30 protein-coding genes are annotated in these 26,709 nt (G+C 71.0%); 18 read left to right on the top strand and 12 right to left on the bottom strand.

The genetic code is table 11. The annotated features are described in order from the left end of the window. Positions 1-440: 440 nt before the first annotated feature. The 3 genes from ACZ7OH_RS15255 to ACZ7OH_RS15265 all read left to right on the top strand — a co-directional run bounded on the left by ACZ7OH_RS15255 (position 441) and on the right by ACZ7OH_RS15265 (position 3,292). Entirely contained in the window at positions 441-1,871 is a 1,431-nt protein-coding gene (locus ACZ7OH_RS15255) for an LCP family protein (protein WP_470281457.1), read from the top strand. A gap of 83 nt (positions 1,872-1,954) precedes the next feature. Further along, complete coding sequence (gene phoU / locus ACZ7OH_RS15260) at positions 1,955-2,620, top strand: phosphate signaling complex protein PhoU (protein ID WP_400896690.1); 666 nt, start codon at positions 1,955-1,957, stop codon at positions 2,618-2,620. A gap of 117 nt (positions 2,621-2,737) precedes the next feature. Beyond that, positions 2,738-3,292 carry a dihydrofolate reductase family protein gene (locus tag ACZ7OH_RS15265; protein ID WP_470281344.1) on the top strand — a complete coding sequence of 185 codons (555 nt, stop codon included), beginning with the start codon at positions 2,738-2,740 and terminating at the stop codon, positions 3,290-3,292. A gap of 79 nt (positions 3,293-3,371) precedes the next feature. Here ACZ7OH_RS15265 and pstB read toward each other — a convergent pair whose 3' ends face one another. The 6 genes from pstB to ACZ7OH_RS15295 form a co-directional block, all read right to left on the bottom strand. Next, entirely contained in the window at positions 3,372-4,148 is a 777-nt protein-coding gene (gene pstB, locus ACZ7OH_RS15270; protein WP_020642202.1) for a phosphate ABC transporter ATP-binding protein PstB, read from the bottom strand. A 10-nt stretch (positions 4,149-4,158) separates the two neighbouring features. Next, entirely contained in the window at positions 4,159-5,076 is a 918-nt protein-coding gene (gene pstA, locus ACZ7OH_RS15275; protein WP_400896694.1) for a phosphate ABC transporter permease PstA, read from the bottom strand. Between the two features lie 2 nt (positions 5,077-5,078). Continuing rightward, positions 5,079-5,999: a phosphate ABC transporter permease subunit PstC gene (gene pstC / locus ACZ7OH_RS15280; RefSeq protein ID WP_400897570.1), complete on the bottom strand. Its 921-nt coding sequence runs from the start codon at positions 5,997-5,999 to the stop codon at positions 5,079-5,081. Positions 6,000-6,197: 198 nt separating this feature from the next. Next, complete coding sequence (gene pstS, locus ACZ7OH_RS15285; protein ID WP_470281345.1) at positions 6,198-7,328, bottom strand: phosphate ABC transporter substrate-binding protein PstS; 1,131 nt, start codon at positions 7,326-7,328, stop codon at positions 6,198-6,200. Between the two features lie 226 nt (positions 7,329-7,554). Next, positions 7,555-8,460: a mycothiol synthase gene (gene mshD, locus ACZ7OH_RS15290; RefSeq protein ID WP_470281346.1), complete on the bottom strand. Its 906-nt coding sequence runs from the start codon at positions 8,458-8,460 to the stop codon at positions 7,555-7,557. A 67-nt stretch (positions 8,461-8,527) separates the two neighbouring features. Beyond that, complete coding sequence (locus ACZ7OH_RS15295; RefSeq protein ID WP_470281347.1) at positions 8,528-9,274, bottom strand: winged helix-turn-helix transcriptional regulator; 747 nt, start codon at positions 9,272-9,274, stop codon at positions 8,528-8,530. Positions 9,275-9,428: 154 nt separating this feature from the next. Here ACZ7OH_RS15295 and ACZ7OH_RS15300 point away from each other — a divergent pair, with 154 nt between their 5' ends. From ACZ7OH_RS15300 to ACZ7OH_RS15340, 9 genes are all read left to right on the top strand, one after another. Next, positions 9,429-10,325, top strand: a complete 897-nt coding sequence (locus ACZ7OH_RS15300; RefSeq protein ID WP_470281348.1) for an LmeA family phospholipid-binding protein — start codon at positions 9,429-9,431, stop codon at positions 10,323-10,325. A gap of 10 nt (positions 10,326-10,335) precedes the next feature. After that, the gene (locus ACZ7OH_RS15305; protein WP_470281349.1) at positions 10,336-10,761 is read left to right on the top strand and encodes a TlpA family protein disulfide reductase; all 426 of its coding nucleotides are present in this window, start codon (positions 10,336-10,338) and stop codon (positions 10,759-10,761) included. A gap of 262 nt (positions 10,762-11,023) precedes the next feature. Then, positions 11,024-11,455 (top strand): DUF4395 domain-containing protein, encoded by a 432-nt coding sequence (locus ACZ7OH_RS15310; protein WP_470281350.1) that lies wholly within the window; start codon positions 11,024-11,026, stop codon positions 11,453-11,455. A 30-nt stretch (positions 11,456-11,485) separates the two neighbouring features. Further along, the gene (locus ACZ7OH_RS15315) at positions 11,486-12,322 is read left to right on the top strand and encodes a sulfurtransferase (protein WP_470281351.1); all 837 of its coding nucleotides are present in this window, start codon (positions 11,486-11,488) and stop codon (positions 12,320-12,322) included. Continuing rightward, positions 12,322-12,633 (top strand): DUF1416 domain-containing protein, encoded by a 312-nt coding sequence (locus tag ACZ7OH_RS15320; protein WP_470281352.1) that lies wholly within the window; start codon positions 12,322-12,324, stop codon positions 12,631-12,633. The genes ACZ7OH_RS15315 and ACZ7OH_RS15320 overlap by 1 nt, the downstream gene beginning before the upstream one ends. A gap of 233 nt (positions 12,634-12,866) precedes the next feature. After that, a complete protein-coding gene (locus ACZ7OH_RS15325; RefSeq protein ID WP_470281353.1) occupies positions 12,867-13,481 on the top strand; it encodes a heme-binding beta-barrel domain-containing protein in 615 nt (204 codons plus the stop codon). 4 nt (positions 13,482-13,485) lie between these two features. Continuing rightward, positions 13,486-14,082 (top strand): 5-oxoprolinase subunit PxpB, encoded by a 597-nt coding sequence (gene pxpB, locus ACZ7OH_RS15330; protein WP_470281354.1) that lies wholly within the window; start codon positions 13,486-13,488, stop codon positions 14,080-14,082. Further along, positions 14,079-14,927: a 5-oxoprolinase subunit C family protein gene (locus ACZ7OH_RS15335; RefSeq protein WP_470281355.1), complete on the top strand. Its 849-nt coding sequence runs from the start codon at positions 14,079-14,081 to the stop codon at positions 14,925-14,927. Before pxpB ends, ACZ7OH_RS15335 begins: the two co-directional genes overlap by 4 nt. Positions 14,928-15,025: 98 nt before the next feature. Then, positions 15,026-15,451 (top strand): hypothetical protein, encoded by a 426-nt coding sequence (locus tag ACZ7OH_RS15340; protein ID WP_470281356.1) that lies wholly within the window; start codon positions 15,026-15,028, stop codon positions 15,449-15,451. Here the strand turns inward: ACZ7OH_RS15340 and ACZ7OH_RS15345 are convergent. Beyond that, positions 15,430-16,278 carry an aminodeoxychorismate lyase gene (locus ACZ7OH_RS15345; RefSeq protein WP_470281357.1) on the bottom strand — a complete coding sequence of 283 codons (849 nt, stop codon included), beginning with the start codon at positions 16,276-16,278 and terminating at the stop codon, positions 15,430-15,432. The genes ACZ7OH_RS15340 and ACZ7OH_RS15345 overlap by 22 nt on opposite strands. 31 nt (positions 16,279-16,309) lie before the next feature. Here ACZ7OH_RS15345 and ygfZ point away from each other — a divergent pair, with 31 nt between their 5' ends. Genes ygfZ through ACZ7OH_RS15360 form a run of 3 tightly spaced genes read left to right on the top strand, consistent with a single transcriptional unit; the run spans position 16,310 to position 18,982 of the window. Then, the gene (gene ygfZ / locus ACZ7OH_RS15350) at positions 16,310-17,440 is read left to right on the top strand and encodes a CAF17-like 4Fe-4S cluster assembly/insertion protein YgfZ (protein WP_470281358.1); all 1,131 of its coding nucleotides are present in this window, start codon (positions 16,310-16,312) and stop codon (positions 17,438-17,440) included. A gap of 49 nt (positions 17,441-17,489) precedes the next feature. Continuing rightward, on the top strand, positions 17,490-18,053 hold the full coding sequence (locus ACZ7OH_RS15355) for an RsiG family protein (RefSeq protein ID WP_364447699.1): 564 nt from the start codon (positions 17,490-17,492) through the stop codon (positions 18,051-18,053). Then, entirely contained in the window at positions 18,050-18,982 is a 933-nt protein-coding gene (locus tag ACZ7OH_RS15360) for an asparaginase (RefSeq protein ID WP_470281359.1), read from the top strand. Before ACZ7OH_RS15355 ends, ACZ7OH_RS15360 begins: the two co-directional genes overlap by 4 nt. A gap of 49 nt (positions 18,983-19,031) precedes the next feature. On the opposite strand, the gene ACZ7OH_RS15365 is transcribed toward ACZ7OH_RS15360, so the two are convergent. Then, positions 19,032-19,928, bottom strand: a complete 897-nt coding sequence (locus tag ACZ7OH_RS15365) for a DUF8083 family protein (RefSeq protein WP_400896726.1) — start codon at positions 19,926-19,928, stop codon at positions 19,032-19,034. A gap of 207 nt (positions 19,929-20,135) precedes the next feature. Here ACZ7OH_RS15365 and ACZ7OH_RS15370 point away from each other — a divergent pair, with 207 nt between their 5' ends. Both ACZ7OH_RS15370 and ACZ7OH_RS15375 read left to right on the top strand, forming a co-directional pair. Further along, entirely contained in the window at positions 20,136-20,324 is a 189-nt protein-coding gene (locus ACZ7OH_RS15370; protein WP_329053976.1) for a DUF3073 domain-containing protein, read from the top strand. A 111-nt stretch (positions 20,325-20,435) separates the two neighbouring features. Continuing rightward, positions 20,436-21,290, top strand: a complete 855-nt coding sequence (locus ACZ7OH_RS15375) for a 3-hydroxybutyryl-CoA dehydrogenase (RefSeq protein ID WP_400896728.1) — start codon at positions 20,436-20,438, stop codon at positions 21,288-21,290. Here ACZ7OH_RS15375 and ACZ7OH_RS15380 read toward each other — a convergent pair. The 4 genes from ACZ7OH_RS15380 to ACZ7OH_RS15395 form a co-directional block, all read right to left on the bottom strand. Then, positions 21,281-22,102: an ECF transporter S component family protein gene (locus ACZ7OH_RS15380; RefSeq protein WP_470281360.1), complete on the bottom strand. Its 822-nt coding sequence runs from the start codon at positions 22,100-22,102 to the stop codon at positions 21,281-21,283. The two genes, ACZ7OH_RS15375 and ACZ7OH_RS15380, sit on opposite strands and share 10 nt — an antisense overlap. A 208-nt stretch (positions 22,103-22,310) precedes the next feature. Beyond that, positions 22,311-23,909, bottom strand: coding sequence for an ABC transporter ATP-binding protein (locus ACZ7OH_RS15385; protein ID WP_470281361.1), 1,599 nt, complete (start codon positions 23,907-23,909; stop codon positions 22,311-22,313). After that, the gene (locus ACZ7OH_RS15390; RefSeq protein ID WP_470281362.1) at positions 23,906-24,967 is read right to left on the bottom strand and encodes a CbiQ family ECF transporter T component; all 1,062 of its coding nucleotides are present in this window, start codon (positions 24,965-24,967) and stop codon (positions 23,906-23,908) included. The genes ACZ7OH_RS15385 and ACZ7OH_RS15390 overlap by 4 nt, the downstream gene beginning before the upstream one ends. Then, positions 24,957-25,586, bottom strand: a complete 630-nt coding sequence (locus ACZ7OH_RS15395; RefSeq protein ID WP_470281363.1) for a hypothetical protein — start codon at positions 25,584-25,586, stop codon at positions 24,957-24,959. Before ACZ7OH_RS15395 ends, ACZ7OH_RS15390 begins: the two co-directional genes overlap by 11 nt. Positions 25,587-25,715: 129 nt before the next feature. Between ACZ7OH_RS15395 and ACZ7OH_RS15400 the strand changes: the two genes are divergently transcribed. After that, positions 25,716-26,621: a Gfo/Idh/MocA family protein gene (locus tag ACZ7OH_RS15400; protein WP_470281364.1), complete on the top strand. Its 906-nt coding sequence runs from the start codon at positions 25,716-25,718 to the stop codon at positions 26,619-26,621. Positions 26,622-26,709 lie beyond the last annotated feature (88 nt).

Genomic DNA, 26,709 nt, shown 5'->3' on the forward strand with positions numbered 1-26,709 from the left:
CGGCCCGCCGTGCCGCCGAGGGACGCCCGAGTCCGGAGGCTTCCCCGGAAGCACCCGCACCGCAGCCCGCCCGCCGCGCTGCCGAAGGCGCCGTCCGACGCGGCGCGGCCGACGGCCCCGCCGCCACTTGGCGCACCGAAAGTTCCCCCGAAGCGGCCGCACCGCAGCGTCCGGCCGCCGCCGGTGGTCCTGCGGCTCGCCGGGCCGGAGCGCCTGATGCAGCCGCCGCCCGGCGCCCCGGCCCCGAGGGCTCGGCCGCCGAGGCAGCCGCTGTGCAGCGGCCCGCCCGCCGTCCCGCTGCCGAAGGGCCTGCCGCACGCCGCACGCGCCCCGGCGCCACGCCCGACAGTCCCGGCCCGCGCCGCGCCGCGACCGAGGGCGCTGTGGCGCAGAGCGGTGCCGAAGCCGCCGTCGACGCCCCCAAGCGGCGGCCGGGTGCCGTGCCCGCTCGGGCCGAGCTCGATCCGCTCACCATGACCGATGAGATGGAAGCGATCGACGAGGCCACCCAGTACCGCCGCAAGATCGACCACACCCTCGCCCGCTTCTCGGCCGCCCACGACGAGATGAACGCCGAAGAGGCGAAGCGTCGCGAACGCCGTGAGCGGCTCTCGCCCGCTTCGCTCATCGAGAGCACGCGTACAGCGCTTCAGCGCGTCGTCACGCCTACGCCGGCACCCGAAGAAGCGGACGCCGAGAAGGCCGAACAGACCCGGCTCCAGGAGAAGAAAGCGCGGAAGATCGAGCGCTCGGTCCGGTTCGGCCGGATCGCCGCGGCCGTCGTCGCCGGGCTCGTCTTCCTCGGCATCGGAGGCGCCTGGGGCGCGCAGACCTACTTCGACGCCAAGTTCACGCAGGTCTCCGCGCTCGACGAGAACTCGTCCGACATCCAGGACGCCGACGCCCAGGCCAACGACGAGAACTTCCTGATGGTCGGCTCCGACACCCGTGACGGCGCTTCCGCCGAGGAAGGCGTCGGTACGGCCGACAGCACTCCGGGCGCCCGGAGCGACACCGTGATGGTCGCGCACATCCCCGCCGACCGGAAGCGGGTCGTCGTCACGTCCTTCCCGCGCGACCTCGAGATCGACCGGCCCGAGTGCCAGCGCTGGGACCCCGCGCAGAACAAGAACACCGACGAGAAGGTCCCCGAGCAGAAGATCGCGAAGCTCAACACCGCCTACGCGGTCGGCGGGCCGTCGTGCGTCACGAAGGTGATCCAGCAGCTCACCGGGCTGCGGATCAACCACTTCGTGGGCATCGACTTCAACGGCTTCAAGGAGATGGTCGACGCGGTGCACGGCGTCACCGTCCACAACGAGATCCCGATCGACGACGGCGTCCTCGGCAAGGTGCTGCTGCAGACCGGTGACGTGACGATCTCGGGCGACCAGGCGCTGAACTTCGTCCGCGCCCGGCACGTCAAGGGCGACCCGACGTCGGACTACGGCCGCATCAAGCGGCAGCAGGAGTTCATCGGCGCGCTGCTGAAGAAGGTCATGTCGTCGGACGTCGTGCTCGACCCCGGCAAGCTGAGCGACTTCATCACGGCGTTCGCGAAGGCCACCTTCGGCGACAACCTCGGCGTCAAGCAGATGATGACGCTGGCGCAGTCGATGAAGGGCCTCGACCCCTCGAAGATCTCGTTCCTGACCGTGCCGACGACCGGGATGGCCAACAGCCGCGGCAACGAGGTGCTCATCCGCAGCAAGATGAAGGTCCTCTTCGACGCGCTGCGCAACAACACCCCGCTGCCGGACCCGAACGCGCCGGTCCCGAACAGCGAACAGCCCCCGCCGACCAGCACGTCGAAGTCGAAGACCAGCACGTCCAAGACGACGACGAGCAAGAAGAGCGGCACCTCGGGCTGATCCGCGAGGATCGTTAGACCGGGTTCACGTGCGGTTCACCCTGCGATGCGGTGTTTGGTCACGGTTGGCCGTAGGGTTGGGCCATGCGTGAGGCTTACCATGTCGAACTCGATCAGCTCGCCGACAACCTGGCCGCGATGTCGGTCCAGGTCGCCGACGCCATGGAGCGCGCCACACGGGCACTGCTGGAGGTCGACCTCAGTCTCGCCGAACAGGTGATCAGCGACGACGCGAAGGTCGACGACGCCCGCGCCCAGTGCGAGGAACAGGCGTACGCCCTGCTTGCCCTGCAGGCGCCCGTGGCCACCGATCTGCGCACGGTGCTGGCGGCGATCCACGCCGCCGAAAGCCTGGAGCGGATGGGCGACCTGGCGCTGCACGTGGCGAAGGCCGCGCGGCGCCGCCACCCCGACCCGGTGCTGCCCGAGGCCGTGAAGCCGTACTTCGCCGAGATGGGCGAAGTGGCGGTCAAGCTGGCCCGCCAGGTCGAGCAGGTCATCCACTCGAAGGACATCGAAGCGGCGAAGACGATCGAGTCCGACGACGACCAGGTGGACGACATCCACCGCCACCTCTTCACGGTCCTGATGGACCGCGAGTGGCCGCACGGCGTGGCCGCGGCGGTCGACGTGACCCTGCTGGGCCGCTTCTACGAGCGCTACGCCGACCACGCGGTGTCGGTCGCGAAGCGGATGATCTTCGTGGTCACCGGCAAGATGCCGGGCTACGGTTCCGACGACGACATCTGAGTCACCCTTTCGAAAAGGCCCCTGACGCAGGTCAGGGGCCTTTTTCGTGGAGACCGATGAGTTTCGCGCGGACGGTGTCTCTCAACGGGTGACAGCACACCCACGAAGGAGCCGGACATGCGCAAGGTCATCGCCTACGTCAACCTCACCCTCGACGGCCACCTGGCCGGCCCGGCGGGCGAACTGGACTGGATGACGCCCGACCCGGCGATGAACATCCCCCTGTCGGACGAGCTGCGGTCCCGCGTCGACACGATCCTGACCGGGCGCAACTTCCACCACGGGATCGAGCAGAACTTCCGCGCGCAGGCGACGGACCCGGCGAGCCCGGCCGAGCTGGTCGACTTCGCGACGTGGATGATTTCGACGCCGCAGGTGGTCTTCTCGCGGACGATGACCGAGGTCGCCGCGCCGCACCGCTTGGCAGCCGACCTCGCCGGCACGGTCGCCGAACTGAAGGCCTTGCCGGGCAAGGACATGGTGCTCTTCGGCGGGGTTTCGACCGTGCAGCAGTTCGTCCGACAGGGACTGGTGGACGAGTACTGGACCAAGCTCTACCCGACGGCGATCGGCGCCGGGCAGCCGATGTTCACCGAGCGGCGGGAATTGAAGCTGGTGGAAAGCAAAGCGTGGGAATCGGGAATCCTGACGCTGCGCCACGTTCCCGCGTGATCCACAAAGGACAAAAGAAAAAGGCCTTTCTCGCCGACCCCGAGCACCGGCGAGAAAGGCCTTGTCCCCCAACGACGACTCAGCCGAAGCGGCCGGAAATGTAGTCTTCCGTGGCCTTTTCGTCCGGGTTGGAGAAGATCTTCTCCGTGTCGTTGAGCTCCACCAGACGCCCCGGCTGGCCCACCCCGGCCAGGTTGAAGAACGCCGTCTGGTCGGAAACCCGCGCCGCCTGCTGCATGTTGTGCGTCACGATGACGATCGTGTAGTCCTTCTTCAGCTCCCCGATCAGGTCCTCGATCGCGAGCGTCGAAATCGGGTCCAGGGCCGAGCACGGCTCGTCCATCAGCAGCACGTCCGGCTGGACCGCGATCGCCCGCGCGATGCACAGACGCTGCTGCTGACCACCCGACAGGCCGCCACCCGGCTTGTTGAGGCGGTCCTTGACCTCGTTCCACAGGTTCGCGCCGCGCAGGGCGCGCTCGGCGATGTCGTCGAGGGTCTTCTTGCCCTTGGTGCCACCCAGCTTCAGCCCGGCGACGACGTTGTCCTTGATGGACATCGTCGGGAACGGGTTGGGGCGCTGGAACACCATGCCGATCGTGCGGCGCACCTGCACCGGGTCGACCGACGACGCGTAGATGTTCTCGCCGTCCAGCAGGACGTCGCCCTCGACGCGGGCGCCGGGGATGACCTCGTGCATGCGGTTGAGCGTGCGCAGCACCGTCGACTTGCCGCAGCCGGACGGGCCGATGAACGCGGTGACGTTGCGCGGCGGCACGGAGAGGGTGACACCGTCCACGGCGTGGAACTTGCCGTAGTAGATGTCGACGTCCTTGACATCGAGTCGTTTGGCCATCAGGAACAGCTCACTTCTTCTTCGGGGCGACGAGGCGCGCGAACACGGTGGCGAGGAGGTTGATGATCGCGATGATGAGCACCAGGGTCAGTGCCGCGCCCCAGATCCGGTCGAAGCCGACCGAGCCGGGATCCATCGAGTTGGTGACGCGCTCGTTGTTCATCAACAGCGGGAGCGCGGCCTGTTCGCCGCTGAAGATGTCCCAGTTCGTGTAGGCGGAGTAGCCGACCAGGACCAGCAGCGGCGCGGTCTCGCCCATCACGCGGGCCAGTGCCATCATGACGCCGCCGACGATGCCGGACATCGCCGTCGGGAGCACGATCTTCATGATCGTCTTCCACTTCGGCACGCCCAGCGCGTAGGAAGCCTCGCGCAGGTCGTCCGGGACGATCCGCAGCATCTCCTCCGACGAGCGGACGACCACCGGGATCATCAGCAGCACCAGGGCCAGCGAAACCGCGAAACCGCTGCGCGGCAGGCCGAACGTGGTGATCCAGAGCGCGTAGATGAACAGCGCGGCGACGATCGAGGGGACACCGGAGAGGATGTCGACCATGAACGTCGTGGCCTTCGCGAGCTTGCCCCGGCCGTACTCGACGAGGTAAATCGCGACGAGCATGCCGATCGGCACCGCGATGACCGCGCACACCAGGCCCTGCAGCAGGCTGCCGATGATCGCGTGCAGCACCCCGCCGCCGACCTCGTCGGACAGGTAGTTGCCCAGGTCCTGGGACCACCAGTTGGAGTACGGGATGCGCTTGATGCCGTTCGCGATCACCGTGTAGAGCACCCACACCAGCGGGACGACGGCGATCAGGAACGACAGCCAGACCAGCGCCGTGGCGATGCCGTTCTTGACCTTGCGGGCCATGCTGACCTGCTGGAACGCGGGCGTGGTCGCCGGGGCTTCGAGCGTGGTGGTGGACATGCTCAGTCCCCCTTCTTGCCGATGACGGAGCGCGCGGCGAAGTTGACGAGGAAGGTGAGCACGAACAGCACCAAGCCGGCCGCGATGTACGCGCCGGCCGAGATCTCGTTGTTGAACTCGCTGTAGTTCGCGGCAATCTTCGAAGCGAAGGTGGCACCGCCGTCGAAGAGGCTCCAGTCGAAGTTCTTGCCCTGCGGGATCAGCAGGATGACGGCCAGGGCGATCGTCTCACCGAGCGCGCGGCCGAGGCCGAGCATGGACGCGCCGATGTACCCGGCCTTGCCGAACGGCAGCACCGTGGTGCGGATGACCTCCCACCGGGTGGCCCCGAGCGCCAGCGCGCCCTCCATGTGCGGGGTGGGCGTGCGCTCGAAGACCTCGCGCGAGAGCGACGTGATGATCGGCAGGATCATCACGGCCAGCACGATGCCGGCGGTGAAGATCGTGCCGCGCACGCTCGGCGCGACGTTGCCGGGCGCCAGCAGCGGGAACCACGAGAACGTGGTGTTGATCCACTGCGAGAACGGCTCGATCGCCGGCGCGAAGACCAGGATGCCCCAGAGGCCGAAGATGATCGACGGCACCGCGGCGAGCAGGTCGATGACGTACGCGAACGGCCGCGCGAGCCGCTTCGGCGCGTACTGGGTCAGGAACAGCGCGATGCCCAGCGAAACCGGCATCGCGATGATCAGCGCCACGACCGACGTCGCCACGGTCACCTCGAGCAGGTCGAGGATGCCGAACGACATGTTGCCGGGGTCGCTGGTCGACCAGCCGTGGTTGAACAGGAAGTTGGCCTTGTCGGCCTGCAGCGCCGGGATCGCCTGGATCAGCAGGAAGAGCCCGATCAGGCCGATCAGGGCGACGACGAAGATCCCGGCCCCGGTGGTCAGGTTCTGGAAGATGCGGTCACCGGGCCGCACCTTCTTCGCTTTCTCGCCCGCGGGCGGCTGCGACGCCGCCGGCGGGGCTGGTTGCTCCGAAATCGGGACCTCCGGGGGCGTCGTGGCGGACGACGAACGCCCACCGGGGTCGCCGGTGGGCGTTCGCGTCGAGGATGACTCGCTCATCAGCTACTTCTGACCAGCCTCTATCACTCGGATGTCAGTCGCAATGCCGGTTCAGGAGATCGCCTTGACGGCGGTCAGGACCTTGGTCTGCAGCGACTGCGGGATCGGCACGTAGCCCTTGGCGGACAGCGGCTGCTGACCGTCGGTGGCGGCCACCGTCAGGAACGCCTTGACGGCCTTCGCGACGTCCGGGTTCGCGTACTTCGAGCAGACGATCTCGTAGGTCGTCAGCAGCAGCGGGTAGGCACCCGGGGTGTTGCTGGCGTAGATGCCGTTGAGGTCGAGCGCGAGGTCGTTCGAGCCGTCCTTGAGGAACTTCGCCGCGTCGAGGGACTTCGCCACGTTCGCCGCGTTGAGCTCGACGCCGCCGGAGCCGCTGTCGATGAGGGCCGCGGTCAGGCCGTCCTTGGCGAACGCGCCCTCGACGTAGGTGATGCCGCCGTCGGAGGCCTTCACCGCGGTCGCGACGCCGTTGGAGCCCTGCGCACCGTTGCCGACGCCACCGTTGAACTTCTTGCCGGCACCCTTGGTCCAGTCGGCCTTCGCCGCCGCGCCCAGGTACTTCTGGAAGTTGTCGGTGGTGCCCGACTCGTCGGCGCGCGAGACGACCTGGATGGGCTTGTCCGGCAGGTTCAGGCTCTCGTTGCCCTTGACCGCCTTGATGGCCGGGTCGTTCCACTTGGTGATGCCACCGCTGAAGATCTTGGCGGTCACCGACGGGGTCAGCGTCAGCTTGTCGACGCCGGACAGCTTGTAGGCGACCGCGATCGGGCCGACCACCATCGGGATGTTCCAGGCGTCGCTGGCGCAGCGGGCCTTGGCGGCCGCGGCGTCGGCGTCCTTGATCGGCGAGTCCGAGCCGCCGAAGTCGATCTGGTTGGCGTTGAACTGCTTGACGCCCGCGCCCGAACCACTCGGGTTGTAGTTGACCTGCTGGCCGGCGCACTTCTTGCTGAACTGCTGCGTGAAGATGTCGATGGCGTTCTTCTGCGCCGACGAACCTTCCGCGGAGAGCGGGCTCTTGCCACCGCACTCCACGTCGGCCGTGCCGGTAGCAGCGGGCGCCGAAGCCGAGTTCGAGCTGCTGCTGTTGGACGCCGCGGGGTCGGAACCACAGGCGGCGAGCACGAGGGCGGCGCTCGCGACGATGCCCACCGCGCTCAGGGGCCGCATGATCTTCACTGCTGTTTCCTCCATCAGGAGCTTGACCGGGTCGTCGCGGCTGTGCTGCCGCGCCGGATCCGGACATTAGGCAGCGCCGGTGGACGGGTGGCCCTGTCCAGGTGAACGAAAAGTGAACAAGGCTCCGGATGTGAGGAGTGCTACTAGCCCGATAGGGCGCCGTGTCCGGGCCGTGACCTGCGTGTTCGCACACCGTGACGAGGTGTTCGCGCCGCGTCCACCGTGGTCACCGGCCGTACTGGACGTCGGTTTCGTGACGCGTGAACCCGAGCTTGGTGTAGACCGCGAGCGCCGGGGCGTTGTCGCCCTCGACGTACAGGATGATCTGCCGCAGCCCCCGGCTCGCCAGGTACCGCAGGCCGGCGAGCGTCAGCGCCCGCCCGAGGCCGCCGCCCTGCGCCGCGGGGTCGACGCCGACGACGTAGACCTCGCCGACGCGCTCGCCGCCGAACCGGCCCGGGGTGGGCTCGTGGACCTTCGTCCAGTGGAAGCCGATGACCTGGCCGTCTTGTTCGGCGAGGAAGAAGCCGTCGGCGTCGAACCAGGAGCGAGCTTCGTCGGCGCGGATGTCGTCGGCGGTCAGCGCGCCCTGCTCGGGGTGCCAGTCGAAGGCCCGCGCGTTGACCTGGACGACGGCGTCCTCGTCCTGCCCCGGGACGAACGTGCGCAGCGAGACGCCGTCGCGCAGCCGCGGCTCCGGCCAGTCCGCGCCCTCGACCTCCGTGTGCAGGATGAGCAGCTCGCGCTTGCGCTCGAAGCCGGTCTTCAGCGCGAGCTTGCGCGCCGCCGGGTGGTCGCCGTGCGCCCAGATGCGGAACCCGACCGCGGCGCGCTCGTCGACCGCCTGCAGGAGCTTCGCGCCGTAGCCGCGGTCGCGGTGGGCGGGGTGCACGAACAGCTCGGCGACCTGGTGCCCGAAGGAGTCGCCGGTGGTGTCGAGGTGGGCGTAGCCGACGACGTCACCGTCGATGCAGGCGACGAGGTGCTCGCCGCCGTCGAACTCACCGGGCAGCGGCCCCTCAGGTTCGACCTCCGGCCGCCCGTCGGCGTCGCGGACGGCCAGCAGCAGCCCGCGGACGTCGTCGAGCTGCTTGTCGTCCAGTTCCTGGCGCCACTCGCCGTCTCCAGTCACCCTGCGACCGTACCCGCGCCGGAGGCAACGCGACGGGTCTCACCGCGTCCTGGAAAGTGTGACGGCGTCAGTGCGCGAGTTCGGGGGTCTCCGCCGGTGCCTCGGCCGGGGCCGCGGGCTGGCGGGGGACGCCGCCCTTGGCGGGCCGCTCGAACTTGTAGCCGACGTTGCGCACGGTGCCGATCATCTGCTCGTGCTCCGGGCCGAGCTTCGCGCGCAGCCGCCGGACGTGCACGTCGACCGTGCGCGTGCCGCCGAAGAAGTCGTAGCCCCAGACCTCCTGCAGCAGCTGGGCGCGGGTGAACACCCGGCCGGCGTGCTGAGCGAGGTACTTGAGCAGCTCGAACTCCTTGTAGGTCAGTTCGAGGGTGCGCTTGCGCAGGCGGGCGGTGTAGGTCGCCTCGTCGATGACCAGCTCGCCAACGCGCAGCTCGGCGTCGACCTGCTGGGAGCCGCCGTCGCGGGTGGTGACCAGCCGCAGCCGCGCGTCGACCTCGGCCGGCCCCGCGGTGGGCAGCAGGATGTCGTCGGTGCGCCACTCGGCGCTGACGGCGACGAGCCCGCCCTCGCCGACGACGGCGATGATCGGGGTCGCGGCCTCGTCCTCGCCGGTGCCCTTGAGCAGCCGGCAGAGGCTCTTCGCCGAGGCCAGGTCGCTGCGAGCGTCCAGGAGGATGACGTCGCGGTGGCCCGCGTCGAGCAGGGCGGTCACCTCCGGCGCGCGGACGCGTACGGTGTGCGGCAGCAGGTCCAGCGCGGGGAGCACCGAAGTGGCGTCGGCTTCCGCAGTCAGTACCAGAAGGTCCAGGCTCATCAGCCGCACCGCCTTCACAAGTCGTCGCCTCACAGGTGGCGTCTGCCGGTGCTAAGTGAGAATAGCGGCTCAACGGCCGGGCACCTAACCCTTGCTGGATCGATCACACCTGGAGAAATCCCCGGTGTCCCCGACGAACAGGAGTACGGACGCGATGGTGAGCAGGCCCGTGACCCGGGACGACCGACCCGCACCGAGGCCGGACGCGCGGCGCCGCGGGCGCCGGGCCCGGCGCTGGGTGATCGCGCTCGTCGTCCTGGTCTTGCTGCTGGTCGGCGCCGATTTCGGGGCCGCGGCGTACGCCGAGCACATGATCTCGCAGAAGGCCCGCACGCAGCTGCAGCTGACCGACGACCCGTCGGTGACGATCCACGGCTTCCCGTTCCTCACGCAGGCCCTCGGCGGTGACTACAGTCACATCAGCGTGTCCGCCGCCGGCGTGCCGGTCGCGGGCAAGCTCCAGGACGTCGCGGTGAACGCCGAGCTCGAAAACGTCAACGCGCCGCTGTCCGACCTCACGAACGGCAACACCAAGGCGATCACGATCGGCAAGCTGACCGGCTCGGTGACCATCAAGGCCGCCGACCTGGCCCGCCTGTCGCCGCTGGACAAGATCAAGGACCTGCGGATCGAGCCGTCGACCAGCCAGTACGTCCAGAACGGCGACAGCGGGCAGAGCGAGCCGACGCCGACCACGACGACCACCGAGGGCCAGGCCGAGCAGGATGAGTCGAGCACGGGTGTCCGCATTTCGGGACACCTTCAGTTCGCGGGCAAGGATCTGGAAATCTTCTGTTTCGCGATGATCGAGGCCGACGCGAAGGGAGGGGCGATCAACTTCGTCCCGAAGCGGCTGCAGTTCGGGAACGACCAGGAGACGACGGTCGTCCCGGCTGCGGTGCAGAAGGTGCTGATGCCGAACTTCAGCGCCTCGATCAACACGAAGGACCTGCCGCTGTCGGTCACCCCGACCGGCGTGCGGGTGCAGAGCGGATCGGTGACGGTCAAGGGCGAAGCGACGAACGTGTCTTTCGCGGACTTGAGCAGGTAAGGAGCGGCTGGTGACGGGGCTGTGGGTGCTCGTGGCGACGCTGGTGGCCGCCGCGGCCGTAGGCGTGCTGCTGCGGGCGCGCAACGGCCGGGTCCGGGCCGCCAAGCCCGCCCGCACGCTGCCCGGCCCCGTCGCCGACGTGCTCGACCCGGCGTCCGCCGTGACGCTGGTCCAGATCTCCACCACCTTCTGCGCGCCCTGCCGGCACGCGAAGGCCGTGCTCGAGCCGCTGGCCGCGCGCACCGACGGCCTGCACCACGTCGAACTCGACGTGACGAACCAGCCGGAGGTCGCGCAGTCGCTGTCCGTGCTGCGGACGCCGACCACGATCGCGCTGACCCCGGACGGCCGGGAGCTGCTGCGCGTCGGCGGCGTCCCCAAGGGCCCCGAACTGCTGGACGCGCTGCGGCCGCATCTCACGACCCGGACGTCCTGACCAGGGGTTGTTCCGGCTGCTGGGAATCGTCCCAAGGTATGAACGTGGTTCCCACTCTGAGGGAGCTCTGGGTACCCTCGCACCCGTGACCGGGCTGACCACCTTCTTGACGCAGCGACGCGCAGTCGACCTCTGCCGCGTCCGCAGCAGCCTGTGTCGCCTTTCCTCCGACCGGCGCTGAAGCACGTCCGGTCCGCACCAGCCCTGATGCCGCTGCCGCGTGCCGTTCGCACGCACCCCGCCTGCTCCAGCTGGAGGAACCATGTCCGCCGGACCGGCCGTCGACCCGCGAGGCCCGCGGTTCGCCGCCATCCTGACCACGATCGTGCTCGCGGTCGTCCTGGTCACCCAGTGGTGGCCGCTGCTGGCGATCCAGACCGTCGTGTTCGCCATCGGCGCCTTCGTCGGGCTCAAGCCCGCGCCCTACTCGATCGTGTACCGCACGCTCGTGGCCCCGCGCCTCGGCCCGACCGACGAACGCGAGGACGCGGCGCCGCTGCGGTTCGCCCAGGCCGTCGGGTTCGTCTTCGCCCTGGTCGGCACGATCGGATTCGCGGTGGGGATCACCCCGCTCGGCATCGTCGCGACGGCGTTCGCGCTGTTCGCCGCCTTCCTCAACGCGGCCTTCAACTTCTGCCTCGGCTGCGAAATGTACTTGCTGATCAAACGCTTCACCCCAGCCCGCGCGTCCTGAATTTCAACCAAGGAAGAGAGTTCTGTTCCCATGAGCCGTGAAGACGTCCTGGTCACCACCCAGTGGGCCGAGGAGAACCTGGACACCCCCGGCGTCGTGTTCGCCGAGGTCGACGAGGACACCACCGCCTACGACGCCGGCCACATCCGGGGCGCGGTGAAGTTCGACTGGCGGAAGGACCTGCAGGACGGCGTGCGCCGCGACTTCGTCTCCAAGGAGGGCTTCGAGAAGCTCCTCTCGGAGAAGGGGATCGCCAACGACGACCTCGTCGTCCTCTACGGCGGCAACAACAACTGGTTCGCCGCGTACGCGTACTGGTACTTCAAGCTGTACGGCCACGACAAGGTCAAGCTGCTCGACGGCGGCCGCAAGAAGTGGGAGCTCGACGGCCGCGAGCTGAACTCCGACGAGGTCAAGCGCGACACGACGGACTACCAGGCGCAGGACCAGGACCTCTCGCTGCGCGCGTTCCGCGACGAGGTCGTCCAGTCGATCGGGTCGAAGAACTTCGTCGACGTGCGTTCCCCGGACGAGTTCTCCGGCAAGCTGCTCGCCCCGGCGCACCTGCCGCAGGAGCAGTCCCAGGTTCCCGGGCACATCCCCGGCGCGCTGAACGTGCCGTGGGCGAAGGTCGCCAACGAGGACGGCACCTTCAAGACCGAGGAAGAGATCAAGGAGCTCTACAAGGACGAGGGCATCGACGAGGGCAAGGGCACCATCGCCTACTGCCGCATCGGTGAGCGCTCCTCCATCGCCTGGTTCGCGCTCCACGAGCTGCTGGGCTACGAGGACGTCAAGAACTACGACGGTTCGTGGACGGAATACGGCTCGCTGGTCGGCGTGCCGGTCGAGTTGGGAGCCAAGTGATGGCGGTAGACGACAGCTGCGGCGCACCGGCCCAGGAGGCCACGCCGGCGGACTACGACACGCGCGGCCAGGTGGTCCTGGCCGGCAAGGTGACGGGCGCGGACGGCCCGGTCGGCGGCGCGTTCGTCCGGCTGCTGGACGGCGGCGGCGACTTCACCGGCGAGGTGGTCTCCTCGGCCGAAGGCGACTTCCGCTTCTACGCGGCGCCCGGTGACTGGACGGTGCGCGCGTTGCACCGCACGGGCAACGGCGAGGCGACGGTCAAGGCGGAAGGCCCGGGCCTGCACCAGCTGGCCATCTCGGTCGGTTGACGTTCGTTCGTCACGAGGGGCACCTTCGAGTCCACGAAGGTGCCCCTCGTGGCGTTCCGGGCGGGTGACTGTGCTCACCGCGGCGACCCTCACCCGGGCCCCGCGGCGGGTCGCGGACTAAGCTGCCAGCCGTGGAAGCCTTGTTTACGACCCTCCTGGTGCTGGCGGGCGTCGCGATCACCTGGTTCGCCGTCTACGTCGTTTACCGGCTGTACGCGGACCAGCGCTGACCCATGACCGCTAGCGGCGACGAAGCCATCGCGGCAGCCGAGGCCCGCGCGGAGAGCACCCGCGTGCGCAACCTCCCGCTGTGGGACGACCTGCCCATCCCGAACGACACCGCGAACCTGCGTGAGGGCCCGAACCTCAACGACGCCTGTCTCGCCCTGCTGCCGCTCGTCGGCGTCTGGCGCGGGGAGGGCGAGGTCGACTACCCGACCATCGAGGGCCCCCGCAAGTTCGCGCAGCAGCTGACGATCTCCCACGACGGCCGCCCCTTCCTGATCCACGAGGCCCGCGCGTGGCTGCTGGACGACGACGGCAACGTCATCCGCCCCGCCGCCCGCGAGTCCGGGTTCTGGCGGCCGCAGGAGGACGACACGATCGAGCTGCTGCTCACCCACAACACCGGCATCGTCGAGCTGTACTACGGCAAGCCGCGCAACCAGACGTCCTGGGAGCTCGGCACCGACGCGGTGATCCGCACGGCCACGGCCAAGGACGTCACCGCGGCCCAGCGGCTGTACGGCCTGATCGAGGGCTCCCTCGGCTACGTCGAGGAACGCGCGATGATGGGCCAGGAGATGCAGCCACACACCTCGGCGCTGCTGCACCGCGTCGTCGGCTGACGCCGTGCGCTGGCGGCGGTGTGGCGAGGACGCCGCCCTGCTGGACTGCGACTCGCTCGAGCAGATGCGGGCGGCGCACGCGACCGTTCTCGCCGCCCGCCCCGCCGAAGTCGTCGAGCTCGTGCCCGGCGCCCGCAGCCTGCTCGTCGTCGGCGGGGTCGCCGCCGTGAAAGCCCTGCTCGACGACGCCGATCTGACGCACCCGCCCGCCGGCGAGCCGCGCGAAGTAACCCTCGACGTCCACTACGACGGCGACGACCTTTCCCTCGTCGCCGAAGACGCCGGGCTCTCCACGGACGCCGTCGTCGAGCTGCACACCGAAGCCGTCTACACGGTCGCGTTCACCGGTTTCGCGCCCGGCTTCGGCTACCTGACCGGGCTTCCGCCACAGCTGCGGCAGCCCCGGCTGGAGTCGCCGCGCACCCGCGTCCCCGCCGGGTCGGTGGGCCTGGCGGGTGAGTTCACCGGCGTCTACCCGCGCGAATCGCCGGGTGGCTGGCGGCTGCTCGGCCACACGTCCGCGACGCTGTTCGACCCCCAGGCCGACCCGCCCGCGCTGTTCGCGCCGGGTGACCGCGTCCGCTTCCGGACCGTCCGGTGAGGTCCCTCGAAGTGCTCGACCCCGGGCGGTACGCGCTGGTCGAGGACCTGGGCCGGCCCGGCTACGCGCACCTCGGGGTCGCGCCGTCCGGCGCGCTGGACACCGCGTCGCTGCGGCTGGCGAACCGGCTGGTCGGCAACCCCTCGACGGCCGCGGGCATCGAAGCGCTGCTCGGCGGCCTCGAGGTGCGGCTCACCGCCTCGGCGACGGTCGCGGTGACCGGCCCGGCAGTCCCGGTCTCCGTCGACGGCCGCCCCTTCGGCTCCCACGTGCCGGTGCCCGTGCGAGCCGGCCAGACGCTGACCGTCGGCACGCCGTCGGCCGGGCTCCGCTGCTACCTGGCGGTGTCCGGCGGGATCGCCGTCGAGGAGGTGCTGGGCAGCCGCTCGCGCGACGTCCTGTCCGGCATCGGTCCCGAGCCGCTGGCGGCCGGCGATGTGCTGCCGCTCGGTGACGCGGCCGGGATCCCGGCGGGCGCGGACGTCGTCGTCCCGGCGCCGGCGCCGGGGGAGCTGGTGGTGCCCGTGGCGCTCGGCCCGCGCGACGACTGGCTCGACGACCCGGCCCGCGGGCTCTCCGCGTGGTGGACGGTCACGGCGGAGTCCAACCGCGTCGGCCTGCGCTTGAACGGGACGCCGCTGCGCCGCGCGGTCGACGGCGAGCTGCCCAGCGAAGGCGTCGTCACGGGCGCGATCCAGGTGCCGCCGAGCGGGCTGCCGGTCGTGTTCCTCGCCGACCACCCGACGACCGGCGGCTACCCCGTCGCGGCCGTCGTGCGGCCCGCCGCGCTGAGCGCGCTCGCCCAGGCCCGGCCGGGCACCCGGGTGCGCTTCCGGGTGTCCTGAAAGTCCGGTACCGCTACGCGGGTGAGACCCGGGTCACGCGGTGCACCCGTCCGCGTGAGTGCTGGAACCATGTCGCGCCGCCACCCGTCCTGATAGGCGTGGAACAGGTGACGATCAGCGGTGGCACGGGTTTCCTCGACGTGAACACGCGGGTGCGGGCGGAGCTGCCCCAGTCGCTGCGGATCGCGCTGGCCACCGGTCAGCTGCGCCGCCCGCTCGCCGCCACGCTCGGCCCGGTCCTCGACCTGCTCGTCGACGGCGACTACCACGTCACCGGCCCGGAACGGCTCCCCGACGACCAGCTCCTCACCCCGACCGACACCTGGCCGCCGTCCGACGAAGCCCGCGTCGGCTACTACCGGACCGCCATCCGCACCGGCCACCGCCCGGTCGCGGTCGTGCTGGCCGACGGCGACCGCGAACTGATCATCGACGGCCACCACAAGATCGCCGCCTACCGCGCCGAAGCCGTCGCCCCCGCCGTCGTCCGGATCCGCTTCGGTCAGGCGTACTCGGCCTCGTAGGCCGCGACGAGCTCGGCGTACACCGCCGACGAGTCGGGCAGCCGGTCGCCGTCCAGCGTGTGCACGCGGGTCAGCTTGCGCACGCTCGACGCCATGAAGACGCCGTCGCCCTCGACGAGGTCGCGCACGGTCAGCGGCTCCACCTTGACCACCCAGCCGGCCTTCTCCGCGCCGCGGAACAGCGCGGCCTGGGTCGTGCCCGGCAGGATGCCGATGCTCGACGGCGGCGTGTAGAGCGTCCGCCCCTTGGCGAGCACCACGGTCGACGTCGGGCCTTCGAAGACCGAGCCGTCGGCGGCGGTGAAAATCACATCGTCGGCGCCGCGGCGGCCCGCCTCGCGCACCGCGGCCATGTTCATCGCGTACGACAACGGCTTCGCGCCGAGCAGCAGCCAGGGCGCGCGCTCGGCGAGGTCCGGCGGGAAGCCGCGTTCGAGGGAGATCGCGGCGACTCCCTCGGCGCGCGCCTTCAAGATCGACGGCGGGATCTCGGACCCGAGGGCGAACCCGGTCGGGACGGCGGCGGGGTCGCCGTCGGATCCCCTGGTGTACACCAGTTTCAGCGTCATCTCGCGGCCGCCGGTCCACCGCTCGAGCACCTGGGCCACGACGCGTTCCCACACGCCGAGGTCGGGCTCGGGCAGGTCCAGCATGGCCGCCGAGCGGGCCAGCCGCTCGAGGTGCGGGCGCAGTTCACGGGGCTTGCCGTCGACGACCAGGATCGTCTCGAAGACGCCGTCGCCGCGCAGCAGACCGAGGTCGTCGACCTTGATCTGGGCGGTGTCGGGGTCGGCCGGGGTTCCGTCGAGGAAGACGAGGACGCGCATGCGGCCACGGTACTCACCTAGGCTGGGCGGTATGCCGTACCGCTCGCCGCTGCTGGACGTGCCCGGATCGATCCCTTCGCCCGACGACCACCCCGAAGCCGGCGTCCCCTGGCACTGGGGAGACCCGTTCGCGGAGCAGCGCACCGCGTCACGCGGCGTGGTCGTGATCGACCGGTCGCACCGCGAATTCCTCGCCGTCACCGGCGAAGAACGGTTGTCGTGGCTGCACCTGGTCATCTCGCAGCACGTGACCGAGCTGGCCGAAGGCTCGGGCACCGAGGCGCTGGTCCTCGACAGCCAGGGCCGCGTCGAGACGCACATGGTCGTGGCGCACCTCGACGGCACCGTCTACCTCGACACCGACCCCGGCACGAGCGTCACCAGCGCGCTGCCCAAGGGCGGCCCCCAGACGCTGCGCGAGTACCTCGAGGCGATGAAGTTCTGGTCCAAGGTGGACATCCGCGACGCGACAGAAGAGCTCGCGCTGCTCACCGTGCTCGGCCCGGACGCCGAGCGCGTGCTGAGCGCGGTCGGCGCCGAGGTCGGCCCGGAGCCGTACGCGGTCGCGGCGCTGCCGGGCGGCGGGTTCGCGCGGCGGATGCCGTGGCCCGGCCGGTCGAGCGTCGACTTGGCGGTCCCGCGTGCCTCGCTGGTGGACTGGTGGAAGCGGCTCACCGACGCGGGCGCGCGGGCGGCGGGCAGCTGGGTGTTCGACGCCCTGCGCGTCGAGTCGCTGCGGCCGCGGCTGGGTGTCGACACCGATGAGCGCACGATCCCGCACGAGGTGGGCTGGGTCGGCTCGGCCGCGCACGTCGCGAAGGGCTGCTACCGCGGCCAGGAGACCGTGTCGAAGGTCCACAACGTGGGACGCCCGCCGCGCAACCTCCTGCTGCTGCACCTCGACGGTTCGCCCGAGGTCACGCCCGAGACCGGCGACCCGGTGCTGCTCGACGGCCGGACCGTCGGCCGGATCGGCACGGTGATCCAGCACCACGAGCTCGGCCCGATCGCGTTGGCGCTGGTCAAGCGGTCTACTCCGGTGAACGCCGAGCTGCTGACCGGTTCCGAGGACAACCTCGTCCAGGCGGCGATCGACCCCGATTCCGTCCCGTCGGAGCAGCCCGCACCCGGCCGCACGGCGGCGGCGCAACTTCGTGGTTGAACCAAAGCCCCTGACAGCGAGATCACGCTCAACCGGGATAAACTGCGCTGTGATCGAAGTGCGGCCCGGCGGCAGGCGGCGGATCGACCGCGTGCTCGGCCCGGGGTACCTCAGCGGCCTGGGTGAACTGCCGCTGAAGGTGCTGCGCGAGCGGCGCGACGAAGCCGCGCAGGAAGAGACGGACCTGTCCTACCTGCGCCGGCTCCTGCACGCCCGGATCGACATCGTGCGCGCCGAGCAGGCCCGGCGCAGCTCCGGCGGCGAGTCCAGCATCGTCGACCAGCTGGCCACGATCCTCGCCGACAACGCGCTGGGCCCGGCCGCGGGCTCCGGGCGGCACCAGCAGCTGGAGCCGTCCCGCGCCGGCGAGCACCGGCGGCACGCTGAGGCGCTGATCGGCGACACGGACCTGACCGACGTCGAATCCCTGACGGACGAGAAGCTCGCCTCCGCTTTGGACACCTACGCCAGCGAAGAGCTGTCGGTCTCGTCCTTCCGGCGCGAGGTCCAAGGCGTGATGGACGCGCTCAACGCGGAGATCGCCAAGCGCTACCAGCAGGGTTCGGCCACTGTGGACGAGCTGCTGGAAAGCGAAGGCGGGCACGGCGAGTGACGAACCCCGTCCTCGCGGAGGTCGTCCGATCCGGTTTCGTGGAAAGCGTCCACCGCGGCGCGCTCGTGATCACCGGCCCCGAAGGCGACGCGCGCCTGGCCCTCGGTGACGTGACGTCGCCGGTCTTCCCGCGTTCGTCGAACAAGCCGCTGCAGGCGGTCGGCATGCTGCGGTCCGGACTGGACTTCACCGGCGAAGAGCTGGCGCTGGCGTGCGCGTCGCACTCCGGCGAGCCGGGGCACGTGAAGCGTGTGCTCGAACTGCTCGGCGCGGCCGGGCTGAGCGAAGACGACCTGGCGTGCCCGCCGGACTTCCCGCTGCACGTCCCGAGCATGCGCGACGCCGCCGAGCCGCGGCGCGTGATGATGAACTGCTCGGGCAAGCACACGGCGATGCTGACGACCTGCGTCCGCGCCGGCTGGCCGACATCGGGGTACGAGTCCCCGGACCACCCGCTGCAGCAGGCGCTCGCCGCGGTGGTCGCGGAGCTGACGGGCGAGCCGATCGCCCACACGGGCGTCGACGGCTGCGGCGCGCCCCTCTTCGCGTTCTCCTTGACGGGGCTCGCCCGCGCGTTCGGCCGGGTGGCGTCCGCGACTTCGGGTCCCGCTTCCGAAGTCGCCTCGGCCATGCGCGCGCACCCGTGGCTGGTGGCGGGGACGGGCCGCGAGGACACGGAGCTGATGTCCGCCGTGGACGGTCTGGTCGCCAAGGGCGGCGCGGAGGGCGTCCACGCGTTCGCACTCCCGGACGGGTTCGCGGTGGCGATGAAGATCGACGACGGCAACAAGCGGGCGTGCGCGCCCCTGGCGGTCGAGGCCCTGCGGTACTTGGGTGCGGACGTCTCGGGGCTCGACGAGCTGGCCCGCGGCTCGGTGCTCGGCGGCGGGCGCCCAGTCGGCGAGGTCCGGGTGCCCGAGCTGCGCTGAGCAGCCCCCGTTTTCCACGCTACCGGTGGGCACCGACGGTTTCGGACCGCTAGTTCGAGCGTTCCTTCGCCGCGAGGTCGCCCCAGAACTCGCGCAGGTCGGAGAACAGCTCCGCCAGCTCCTCGACGTTGCCCGAGCGCAGCGCGTCCAGGATGTCGTGGACCTCGTCCGCGGTGTTGTCCGACTCCAGGATCGGGTCGGCGAACAGCTGCACCAGGCCGCCGTAGTCGAGCTCGACGACCGAGTCCGCGTGGAAGTTGTCCAGCCACCGCCGCGTCTCGAACAGCACGCGCCCGGGCCCGGAGTCGCCGAACGTCTGCTCCAGCAGCTCGCCCGCCTCGCGCGCCCGGTGCTGCGCGTCGGCGAGGGTGGTGCGCCAGGACAGTTCGCGCTTCGGGTCGTCGCGGCCGCTGCCGAGCACCAGCCGGCGCTCGTCCGGGTCGACCAGCACGAACCACGGCAGCGGGACGGTCCACGTCGTCGACAGCGTGTGCGCCGCCGACGTGCTCAGGTCCGCCATCGCCGACTTCGTCCGCGCGCGGATCGTCTCCTGCGTGAAGCCGCCCTCGTCGAGGACGACGTTCTTCAGTGCCGGGTGCGCGTCCCCGATGAACGTGACCAGTGCCGCGGCCGAGCGGGCCCGCAGTTCCAGCGGGCAGACGAACGGTCCTTGCCCGGCCCGGCCGTCCGGCACGTCCTCGGGCGCGAGCACCAGGACGTCGGTCAGCAGGCTCGGCGCGGGACGCCCGTCGGCGAGCTCGGCGGGCAGCAGCCGCCGCGGCGCCGCGACCTGTGACTTGAGCCACATGGCCTGCTCGCGCGCCCCCGCGTCCGTCCGCCGCAGCTTGGCCGCCGCGACGGCCGCACGCAGCCGTTCGTCCGGCGGCTCGCCCAGGGCGAGCAGGGGTTCGTACACCCGCAAGTAGGCCGCGAAGGGACGGAGCACGAGTAGATCGTGGCACGCCTACCTGCGCCGATCGCCACCGACCGGCCGGTAACCGGTGTCCGGCCGACACTGTCACCACCGGCACACCGTGCCACGTCGCATCCAACCCCCGGGACACGGTACGGTGTGAGCAGGAAAGAATTGTCGAGACGATGCGGGGCCGCCGATTCCCCCGGCCGCCCCGCCCCTGTGCGAGGGGGTCGAGCCATGGGGCGCGGCCGGGCTAAGGCCAAGCAGACGAAGGTGGCGCGCGAGCTCAAGTACAGCTCGCACGAGACCGACTTCGATGCTTTGCAGCGCGAGCTGTCGAGTAACTCCTCCAGTGTCCACCACGAGGAGTCCGACAGCGATGATCAAGACCCGTACGACGATGGGTACGACGAGTACCGTCGTTGAGCACGCGTAACCGCGCGAGGGCGTAGCCGGGACACATCCGGCGACCGCCCTCGCGCGCTGCATGCTGCCTGTAAACGTGCGGGTTCGCGAGGCGGACGAAGGAGTGAGCCGGTGGTAAGTCGGGTTGGAGTCGTCGGGGCGGGCCTCATGGGGTCCGGCATCGCCGAGGTGCACGCCCGGTCCGGGTTGGACGTCGTAGTCACCGAGGTGAACCAGCCGGCGCTCGACGCCGGTAAGGCCCGCATCGAGAAGTCGCTGCAGCGCGGCGTCAAGAGCGGCAAGCTCTCCCCGGAGGACGCCGACGCGGCACTGGGCAGGCTCCGCTTCACGACGGACATCGCCGAGTTCGCCGACCGCGACCTGGTCATCGAGGCGATTCTCGAACAGGAGCAGGCGAAGGTCGACGTCTTCCGCCAGCTGGACAAGATCGTCGAGGCGGAAGACGCGCTGTTCGCGTCCAACACCTCGTCCATCCCGATCATGAAGCTGGGCATGGCGACGAGCCGGCCGCAGCAGGTGGTCGGCATCCACTTCTTCAACCCGGTGCCGGTGCTGCCGCTGGTGGAGCTGGTGCCCTCGCTGCTGACCAGCGAGGAGACGGCCCGCCGCGCGGAAGAGCACGCGACGACGGCCCTGGGCAAGACGGTCATCCGCTCCCAGGACCGCGCCGGCTTCATCGTGAACTCCCTGCTGGTGCCGTACTTGCTCTCGGCGATCCGCATGATCGAGTCGGGTTTCGCGTCGGCGGAGGACATCGACCGCGGCATGGAGCTGGGCACCGCGCACCCGATGGGCCCGCTGCGCCTGTCCGACCTGATCGGACTGGACACGATCAAGGCCATCGCGGACTCGATGTACGCGGAGTTCAAGGAGCCGCTGTACTCGTCGCCGCCCCTGCTGCTGCGCATGGTGGACGCGGGCCTGCTGGGCAAGAAGACCGGCCGCGGCTTCTACTCCTACGGCTGACCGAACTCCACGGGCGCATCGAAGGCGGCCCGCCGAGCGGCGCGCCGCAGTACGGCGAGGACGGCCGGCCCGAGCAGCACGATCGCGACCGCGTTCGTGATCGCCCGGCCGGTGTCCCAGCCGAGCGTCGAGGTGAGGATCGTGAACGCCGCGAACCGGTGCAGGTTGTCCGGTAGCGGTGCGCCGGGCACGAACCCGAGCTGGGTGCTGGTGCCGGCGAGGAACGGCCACGACCACAGGCTCATGAGCAGCCCGAAGAAGTAAGCCGCGAAGACGCCGTACGCGACGAGCATGGCGACCTCGGCTTTGCCACGCGGTTTGCGCGGCAGCAGCCCGGCCCCGAGCCCGATGAGCGAAGACGCGAGCATCTGGAACGGCAGCCACGGCCCCACGCCGGCGGTGAGCAGCGCGCTCGTGAACAGCGAGGTCGAGCCCAGCACGAACCCGAAGCCGGGGCCGAACACGCGCCCGGCGAGGACGAGCAGGAAGAAGACCAGCTCGATCCCGCCGGTGCCCGCGCCGAGGGGTCGTAGCCCCGCGTTGACGGCCGAGAGCACACCGAGCAGGGCGAGCGCTTTGGCATCGATGCCACCGCGGGAAAGTTCGGCGAGGACGACCAGGATCAGCACCGGCAGGGTCGCCATGAAGACGAACGGGGCGTCGGTGGTGTGCGCGGCCGCGGTGGGTTGCGGGTGCGCGAAGAGGGGCCAGCAGAACATGGCCAGCCCGAGGACGGTCGCGACCCCGAGGACCAGCGCTGGTTGGAGGGTTACGCGGACCGCGCGGGTCCGCGGGCCGAGGAAGTCAGTCATGACGAGACCTCCGATGACGCGACTTTGCGCGAGACGGCGCCGCTGGCCAACCCCGCGCCGAGCCGAGGAGCAGCTGGTCGCCGCAGGCCCTGGCAGCCGGCCGAACGAACCCGCAAAGCCTCGCCAGGCCAAGCGCCCAAAGAAGCCGCCGCTCGTGGCAGGCCTTGGCTTCCCGCCCGCCCGCCCCCGCCCTCCGCCTCCTCCGTTCTCATGCCAGCGCTTCCGCGACTTCGTCCACCGTCAACCACTTCTCCGGCGCCAAGATCTTCGCCACCTGTGGGGCGAACGCCGGCGAGGCGACGATCACCTCCTTCGTCGGGCCGTCCGCTACCACCTCTCCCTCGGCCAGCACCACCACGCGGTGGGCCACCGTGGCCACGAACTCGACGTCGTGCGTGGCCAGCACTACCGCGTGACCCTGCGAGGCCAGCTCTCGCAGGGTCGACGCGAAGCGCCTTTTCGCGTGGTAGTCCAGACCGCGCGTGGGCTCGTCCAAGAGCACGACCGGCGGGGCCGCCGCCAGCTGGACCGCCAGCACCAGCGCCAGTCGCTGCCCTTCGGAGAGATCGCCGGGGTGCGCTTCACCGGCTATCCCGGGGGCGAGCCGGTCCAGCAGGGCCCGGGCCGTTCCCGCCGGTACCTCGGACTCCGTGTCGGCCTGTGCGCACTCGGCGTCGACCGAATCGAGGTACAGCAGGTCGGCCGGGGTCTGCGGGACCAGCCCCACGCGCTGACGGGCCGCTCGTGGCTTGAGCGTTGCCGGGTCCGCGCCGCCGACGTCGACCTTCCCCGCCGACCTCGGGCCGCTGCCCTGCACCGCCCAGAGAAGCGACGACTTGCCGGAGCCGTTGCGTCCCATCAGCGCGACTACTTCCCCCTGCCCGACGCGCAGGTCCACCCCACGCACCGCGAGGACATCCCCGTGGCGGACCACCACCTCTCTCACGTCCAGTGCTTGACCGGTCACCGAGAGAGTACGACCCACCACCGACAATTTCTGAAGCCGCGACCGCAGCGGCCCCGCGACCCGCCGGGCGTCCCGGACCGACAACGGCAGCGGCGACCAGCCCGCGAGCCGCCCCAGCTCGGCGATCGGCGGGGCGATCGACGACCTCGCCAAGATCTCCGCGGGCGGTCCCGACCGGACCGAACCGTCGCCCGGCAGGTACAGCAACCGGTCCGCGTACTGCGCCACCCGCTCCATCCGGTGCTCCGCGACGACCACCGTCGTCCCGAGGTCGTGCACCAGCCGCGTGATCGCCGCCAGCACGTCCTCGGCCGCCGTCGGGTCCAGGGCCGACGTCGGCTCGTCGAGCACCACGACCGACGGGTGCGCCGTCAGCACCGAGCCGATCGCGACGCGCTGCTGCTGCCCGCCCGACAAAGTCCGAAGTGGACGGTGCCGCAGGTCCGCGATGCCCAGCAGGTCAAGGGTTTCCTCGACGCGCTTGCGCATGACGTCCGGCGCCACCGCGAGCTGCTCCATCGCGTACGCCAGTTCCTCCTCGACGGTGTCCGTGACGAACCCCGCGAGCGGGTCCTGCCCGACCACCCCGACGACCGAAGCCAGCTCACGCGGCGGGTGCGAAGCCGTGTCGAGCCCACCGACCAGCACACGACCGGCCAAGCGGCCGCCGGTGAAGTGCGGGACGAGCCCGTTGATCGCGCCGAGGAACGTCGACTTGCCGGCCCCGGTCGGGCCCGCGACCAGGCACAGCTCACCCTCTTCGACCTGCAGGGAGACGTCCGAAAGCACCGGGCGCGCCGCGTCCGGGTAGGTCACCGTGACCCGCGAGAACTCGATCACCGGACGACCTCCGGGGGAGGCGGCGCGACCCACGCCGGCAGCACCGCGACGAGCAGGGAAACCACGTGCACCAGGGAAACCTCCGGCCATCGCAACGGGCTCAACGACGGGAACAGGTTCGCCGGGTCGACCCGCGCGGACACGAACAGCAGCACGCACGACCCGACGCCGGCGAGCACGACGAGCGTCTCCGGCCACCGCCACGGGTCCGGCCGGTACGCGGTCCGCCGCACGCGCCGCCCGCCGACGACGAACCCCACGACCGCCACCGCCAGCCCCACGGCCAGCAGCGGCACGCCCGGCCACGACGACGTCCCGTCGAGCACGCCGTAGACGCCGACGCACACGCCGACCAGCCCGGACAGCACACAGGCGGCGATCAGCACCCGCACCCCGGGACTCAGGTACGCCCGGCGCCCGTAGCCCCGGGAGTCCATCGCGGCCGCCAGCCGCAGCGCCCGGTCCATCGCGTCCTCCAGCACCGGCACCACGATGCCCTTGACCGCCCGCAGCCCGCGAGTCCGGCCCGCCCGCAGCCGCCGCGCCCGCCGCACGCGCTGGACGCTCTCGACGAGCTGCGGCGCGACCGTCAGGGCCACCGTGACCGCCGTGCCCACCTCGTACAGGGCCCCGGGGACCGCCTTGAGCAGGCGTTTCGGGTTCGCCAGCGCGTTCGCCGCGCCGACGCAGACGACCATCGTCGCCAGCCGCAGGCCGTCGTAGAAGCCGCCGAGCAGCGCCTCCGCGGACGTCGGCCCGAGCAGGGACAACCCGGCCGTCATGGGGATCCGCGGCAGCGCCAGCAGGACGTGCCCGCCGTCTTCGCCGCCGACCAGGATCCGGAACAACACGCGCGACGCGACGATCAGCGCGCCGACGTACGCGTAGAGCCGGAACGCCAGCGCCCAGGGCGCGTCGCTGCGCCGGTTCGCGACGACGAACCCCGCGACCGCGATGATCAGGCCGAGCAGCAGCGGGTTCGTCGTCCGGCTGGCGGCGACGGCCAGCGCGAGCGCCCACACCCACCAGGCGCCGGGGTGCAGCGCCCTACTGCGCACGCCGGCGACGGGCCACGACGATCCCGGCGCCGGCGACCACCACGATCACGACGGCCCCGATGACCAGGCCCCACGGGAACGAACTGCCCTGCTGCGCCGGCGCCGGAGCGGGGTTGGCGGCCTGGCGCACCGGCGCGACGCGAGGCGGCGCCGGCAGGTCGTTCGCCGACTTCGGCCGCGCGAACGCCCAGCCCTCGAAGCCATCAGCGGCCGGCTTGGACGTCTGCGCGCCTTCCTGGCTCGACTCCCACTTGCCACCCGCCGCGGCGTGCCAGTAGCTCCAGTACGCCGTCGCCGACGGCATCCCCGCGCACGACTCGACGTCGGGCCCCGGCTTGCCGTCGATCCGGCAGGCCACGGCCAGGCCGTACTTCTGCGAGCCGGCGACGTCGATCCCGGCCTCCTGAAGGGCGGCGATGCCGTTCGCGGGCGTGCCGGGCGCGCAGCGGACGAGCGGCTGCGGGCCCAGGTCGCCGAAGTCGACGACCACCGTCACGCCGCCGCCCTCGGGGCAGGACCCCGCGGCGCCCGTCGCCGAGGCGGGCGCGACGCCCGCGAAGGAGGCACCCAGCAGGAGGGCGCAGACGGCGGACAAACGGGCGAAGCGTGCGGCGATCATGCAAGAACCATAACGAGCTATGGACGCGGTTCCGGCGCGACGCAGAGATCCCTCGGGGGTTCCGGGTGGCGGAGCCCCCGGCCCGGGGCGGAGCCCCGGCTGGTCACCGACACACCTAGACTGCGGGCCGTGGGACAGCTCATCGCGGACGGACAGCTGCGCGTCGGCCTGATCGGCGCCGGGCCGTGGGCGACGACGATCCACGCGCCCGGCCTGGCGGATCACCCCGGCACGGCGCTGACCGCGGTCTGGGCCTGGCGGCCCGAGGCCGCGCAAGCGCTTGCGGAGACGCACTGCGCGGCGGCCGCCGAGAGCGTCGAGGAGCTGTTCGAGCAGGTGGACGCGGTCGCGTTCGCCGTTCCGCCGTCGATCCAGGCCGAACTGGCCGTGCGCGCGGCCGAGGCCGGGAAGCACCTGATCCTCGAGAAGCCGATCGCCGCCGACCTCGCCGGGGCGCAGCGGCTGGCCGACGCCGTCGCGGCCGCGGACGTCGTCGCGCTCGTCGTGCTGACCCTGCGGTACTCGGCGCAGACCCAGGACTGGCTCGCCGACCTCGCCCAGGCGGGCGGCTGGGCGGGCGGGGGCGCGCGCTGGCTGTCCGGCGCCCTGCTCGGCGGCCAGTACGCCGCTTCGGAGTGGCGCCAGGACGACGGTGGCGCGCTGTTCGACATCGGCCCGCACGCGCTCGACATGCTGGACGCCGCGCTCGGCCCGATCACCGAGGTCGTCGCCGCGCGGCGGAGCCCCGGCGACCTCTGGCACCTGATGCTCGCCCACGAAGCCGGCGTGATCAGCACCGCGACGCTCTCGCTGCGGCTGCCGGTGCAGCCGACCGTCGTCGAGGTCGCCGTCTGGGGCGAGCACGGCTACCGGACGCTCGGGCGCAAACCGGGCTCGGCACAGGAGTCCTACACCGCGCTGCTGGACGACTTCGCCGCGATGATCGCGAGTGGCACGACCACGCATCCGTGCGACGTCCGGCGCGGCCTGCACCTGCAGGCCCTGCTCGAGCAGGCCCGCACGCTCGCCGAGTAGTACACAGGGCCGGCCCGCGGATTTGCGTTGTGAAGTAAGGCTTCCTCACAAACTCCCCGAATCCATCCACAGGGTTGTCCACAGTCTC

This window comes from Amycolatopsis sp. NPDC114478 (assembly GCF_055633805.1).

Excerpts from the sequence above, each read along its gene's own strand:
- ACZ7OH_RS15370 (WP_329053976.1), top strand. The coding sequence starts at position 20,136 with ATGGGGCGCGGCCGGGCTAAGGCCAAGCAGACGAAGGTGGCGCGCGAG.
- ACZ7OH_RS15315 (WP_470281351.1), top strand. The coding sequence starts at position 11,486 with ATGAGCCGTGAAGACGTCCTGGTCACCACCCAGTGGGCCGAGGAGAAC.
- ACZ7OH_RS15265 (WP_470281344.1), top strand. The coding sequence starts at position 2,738 with ATGCGCAAGGTCATCGCCTACGTCAACCTCACCCTCGACGGCCACCTG.
- ACZ7OH_RS15345 (WP_470281357.1), bottom strand. The coding sequence starts at position 16,278 with ATGCGCGTCCTCGTCTTCCTCGACGGAACCCCGGCCGACCCCGACACC.
- pstA (WP_400896694.1), bottom strand. The coding sequence starts at position 5,076 with ATGTCCACCACCACGCTCGAAGCCCCGGCGACCACGCCCGCGTTCCAG.
- phoU (WP_400896690.1), top strand. The coding sequence starts at position 1,955 with ATGCGTGAGGCTTACCATGTCGAACTCGATCAGCTCGCCGACAACCTG.
- pstB (WP_020642202.1), bottom strand. The coding sequence starts at position 4,148 with ATGGCCAAACGACTCGATGTCAAGGACGTCGACATCTACTACGGCAAG.
- ACZ7OH_RS15395 (WP_470281363.1), bottom strand. The coding sequence starts at position 25,586 with ATGATCGCCGCACGCTTCGCCCGTTTGTCCGCCGTCTGCGCCCTCCTG.
- ACZ7OH_RS15295 (WP_470281347.1), bottom strand. The coding sequence starts at position 9,274 with ATGAGCCTGGACCTTCTGGTACTGACTGCGGAAGCCGACGCCACTTCG.
- ygfZ (WP_470281358.1), top strand. The coding sequence starts at position 16,310 with ATGCCGTACCGCTCGCCGCTGCTGGACGTGCCCGGATCGATCCCTTCG.
- ACZ7OH_RS15310 (WP_470281350.1), top strand. The coding sequence starts at position 11,024 with ATGTCCGCCGGACCGGCCGTCGACCCGCGAGGCCCGCGGTTCGCCGCC.
- ACZ7OH_RS15300 (WP_470281348.1), top strand. The coding sequence starts at position 9,429 with ATGGTGAGCAGGCCCGTGACCCGGGACGACCGACCCGCACCGAGGCCG.
- ACZ7OH_RS15380 (WP_470281360.1), bottom strand. The coding sequence starts at position 22,102 with ATGACTGACTTCCTCGGCCCGCGGACCCGCGCGGTCCGCGTAACCCTC.
- ACZ7OH_RS15325 (WP_470281353.1), top strand. The coding sequence starts at position 12,867 with ATGACCGCTAGCGGCGACGAAGCCATCGCGGCAGCCGAGGCCCGCGCG.
- ACZ7OH_RS15320 (WP_470281352.1), top strand. The coding sequence starts at position 12,322 with ATGGCGGTAGACGACAGCTGCGGCGCACCGGCCCAGGAGGCCACGCCG.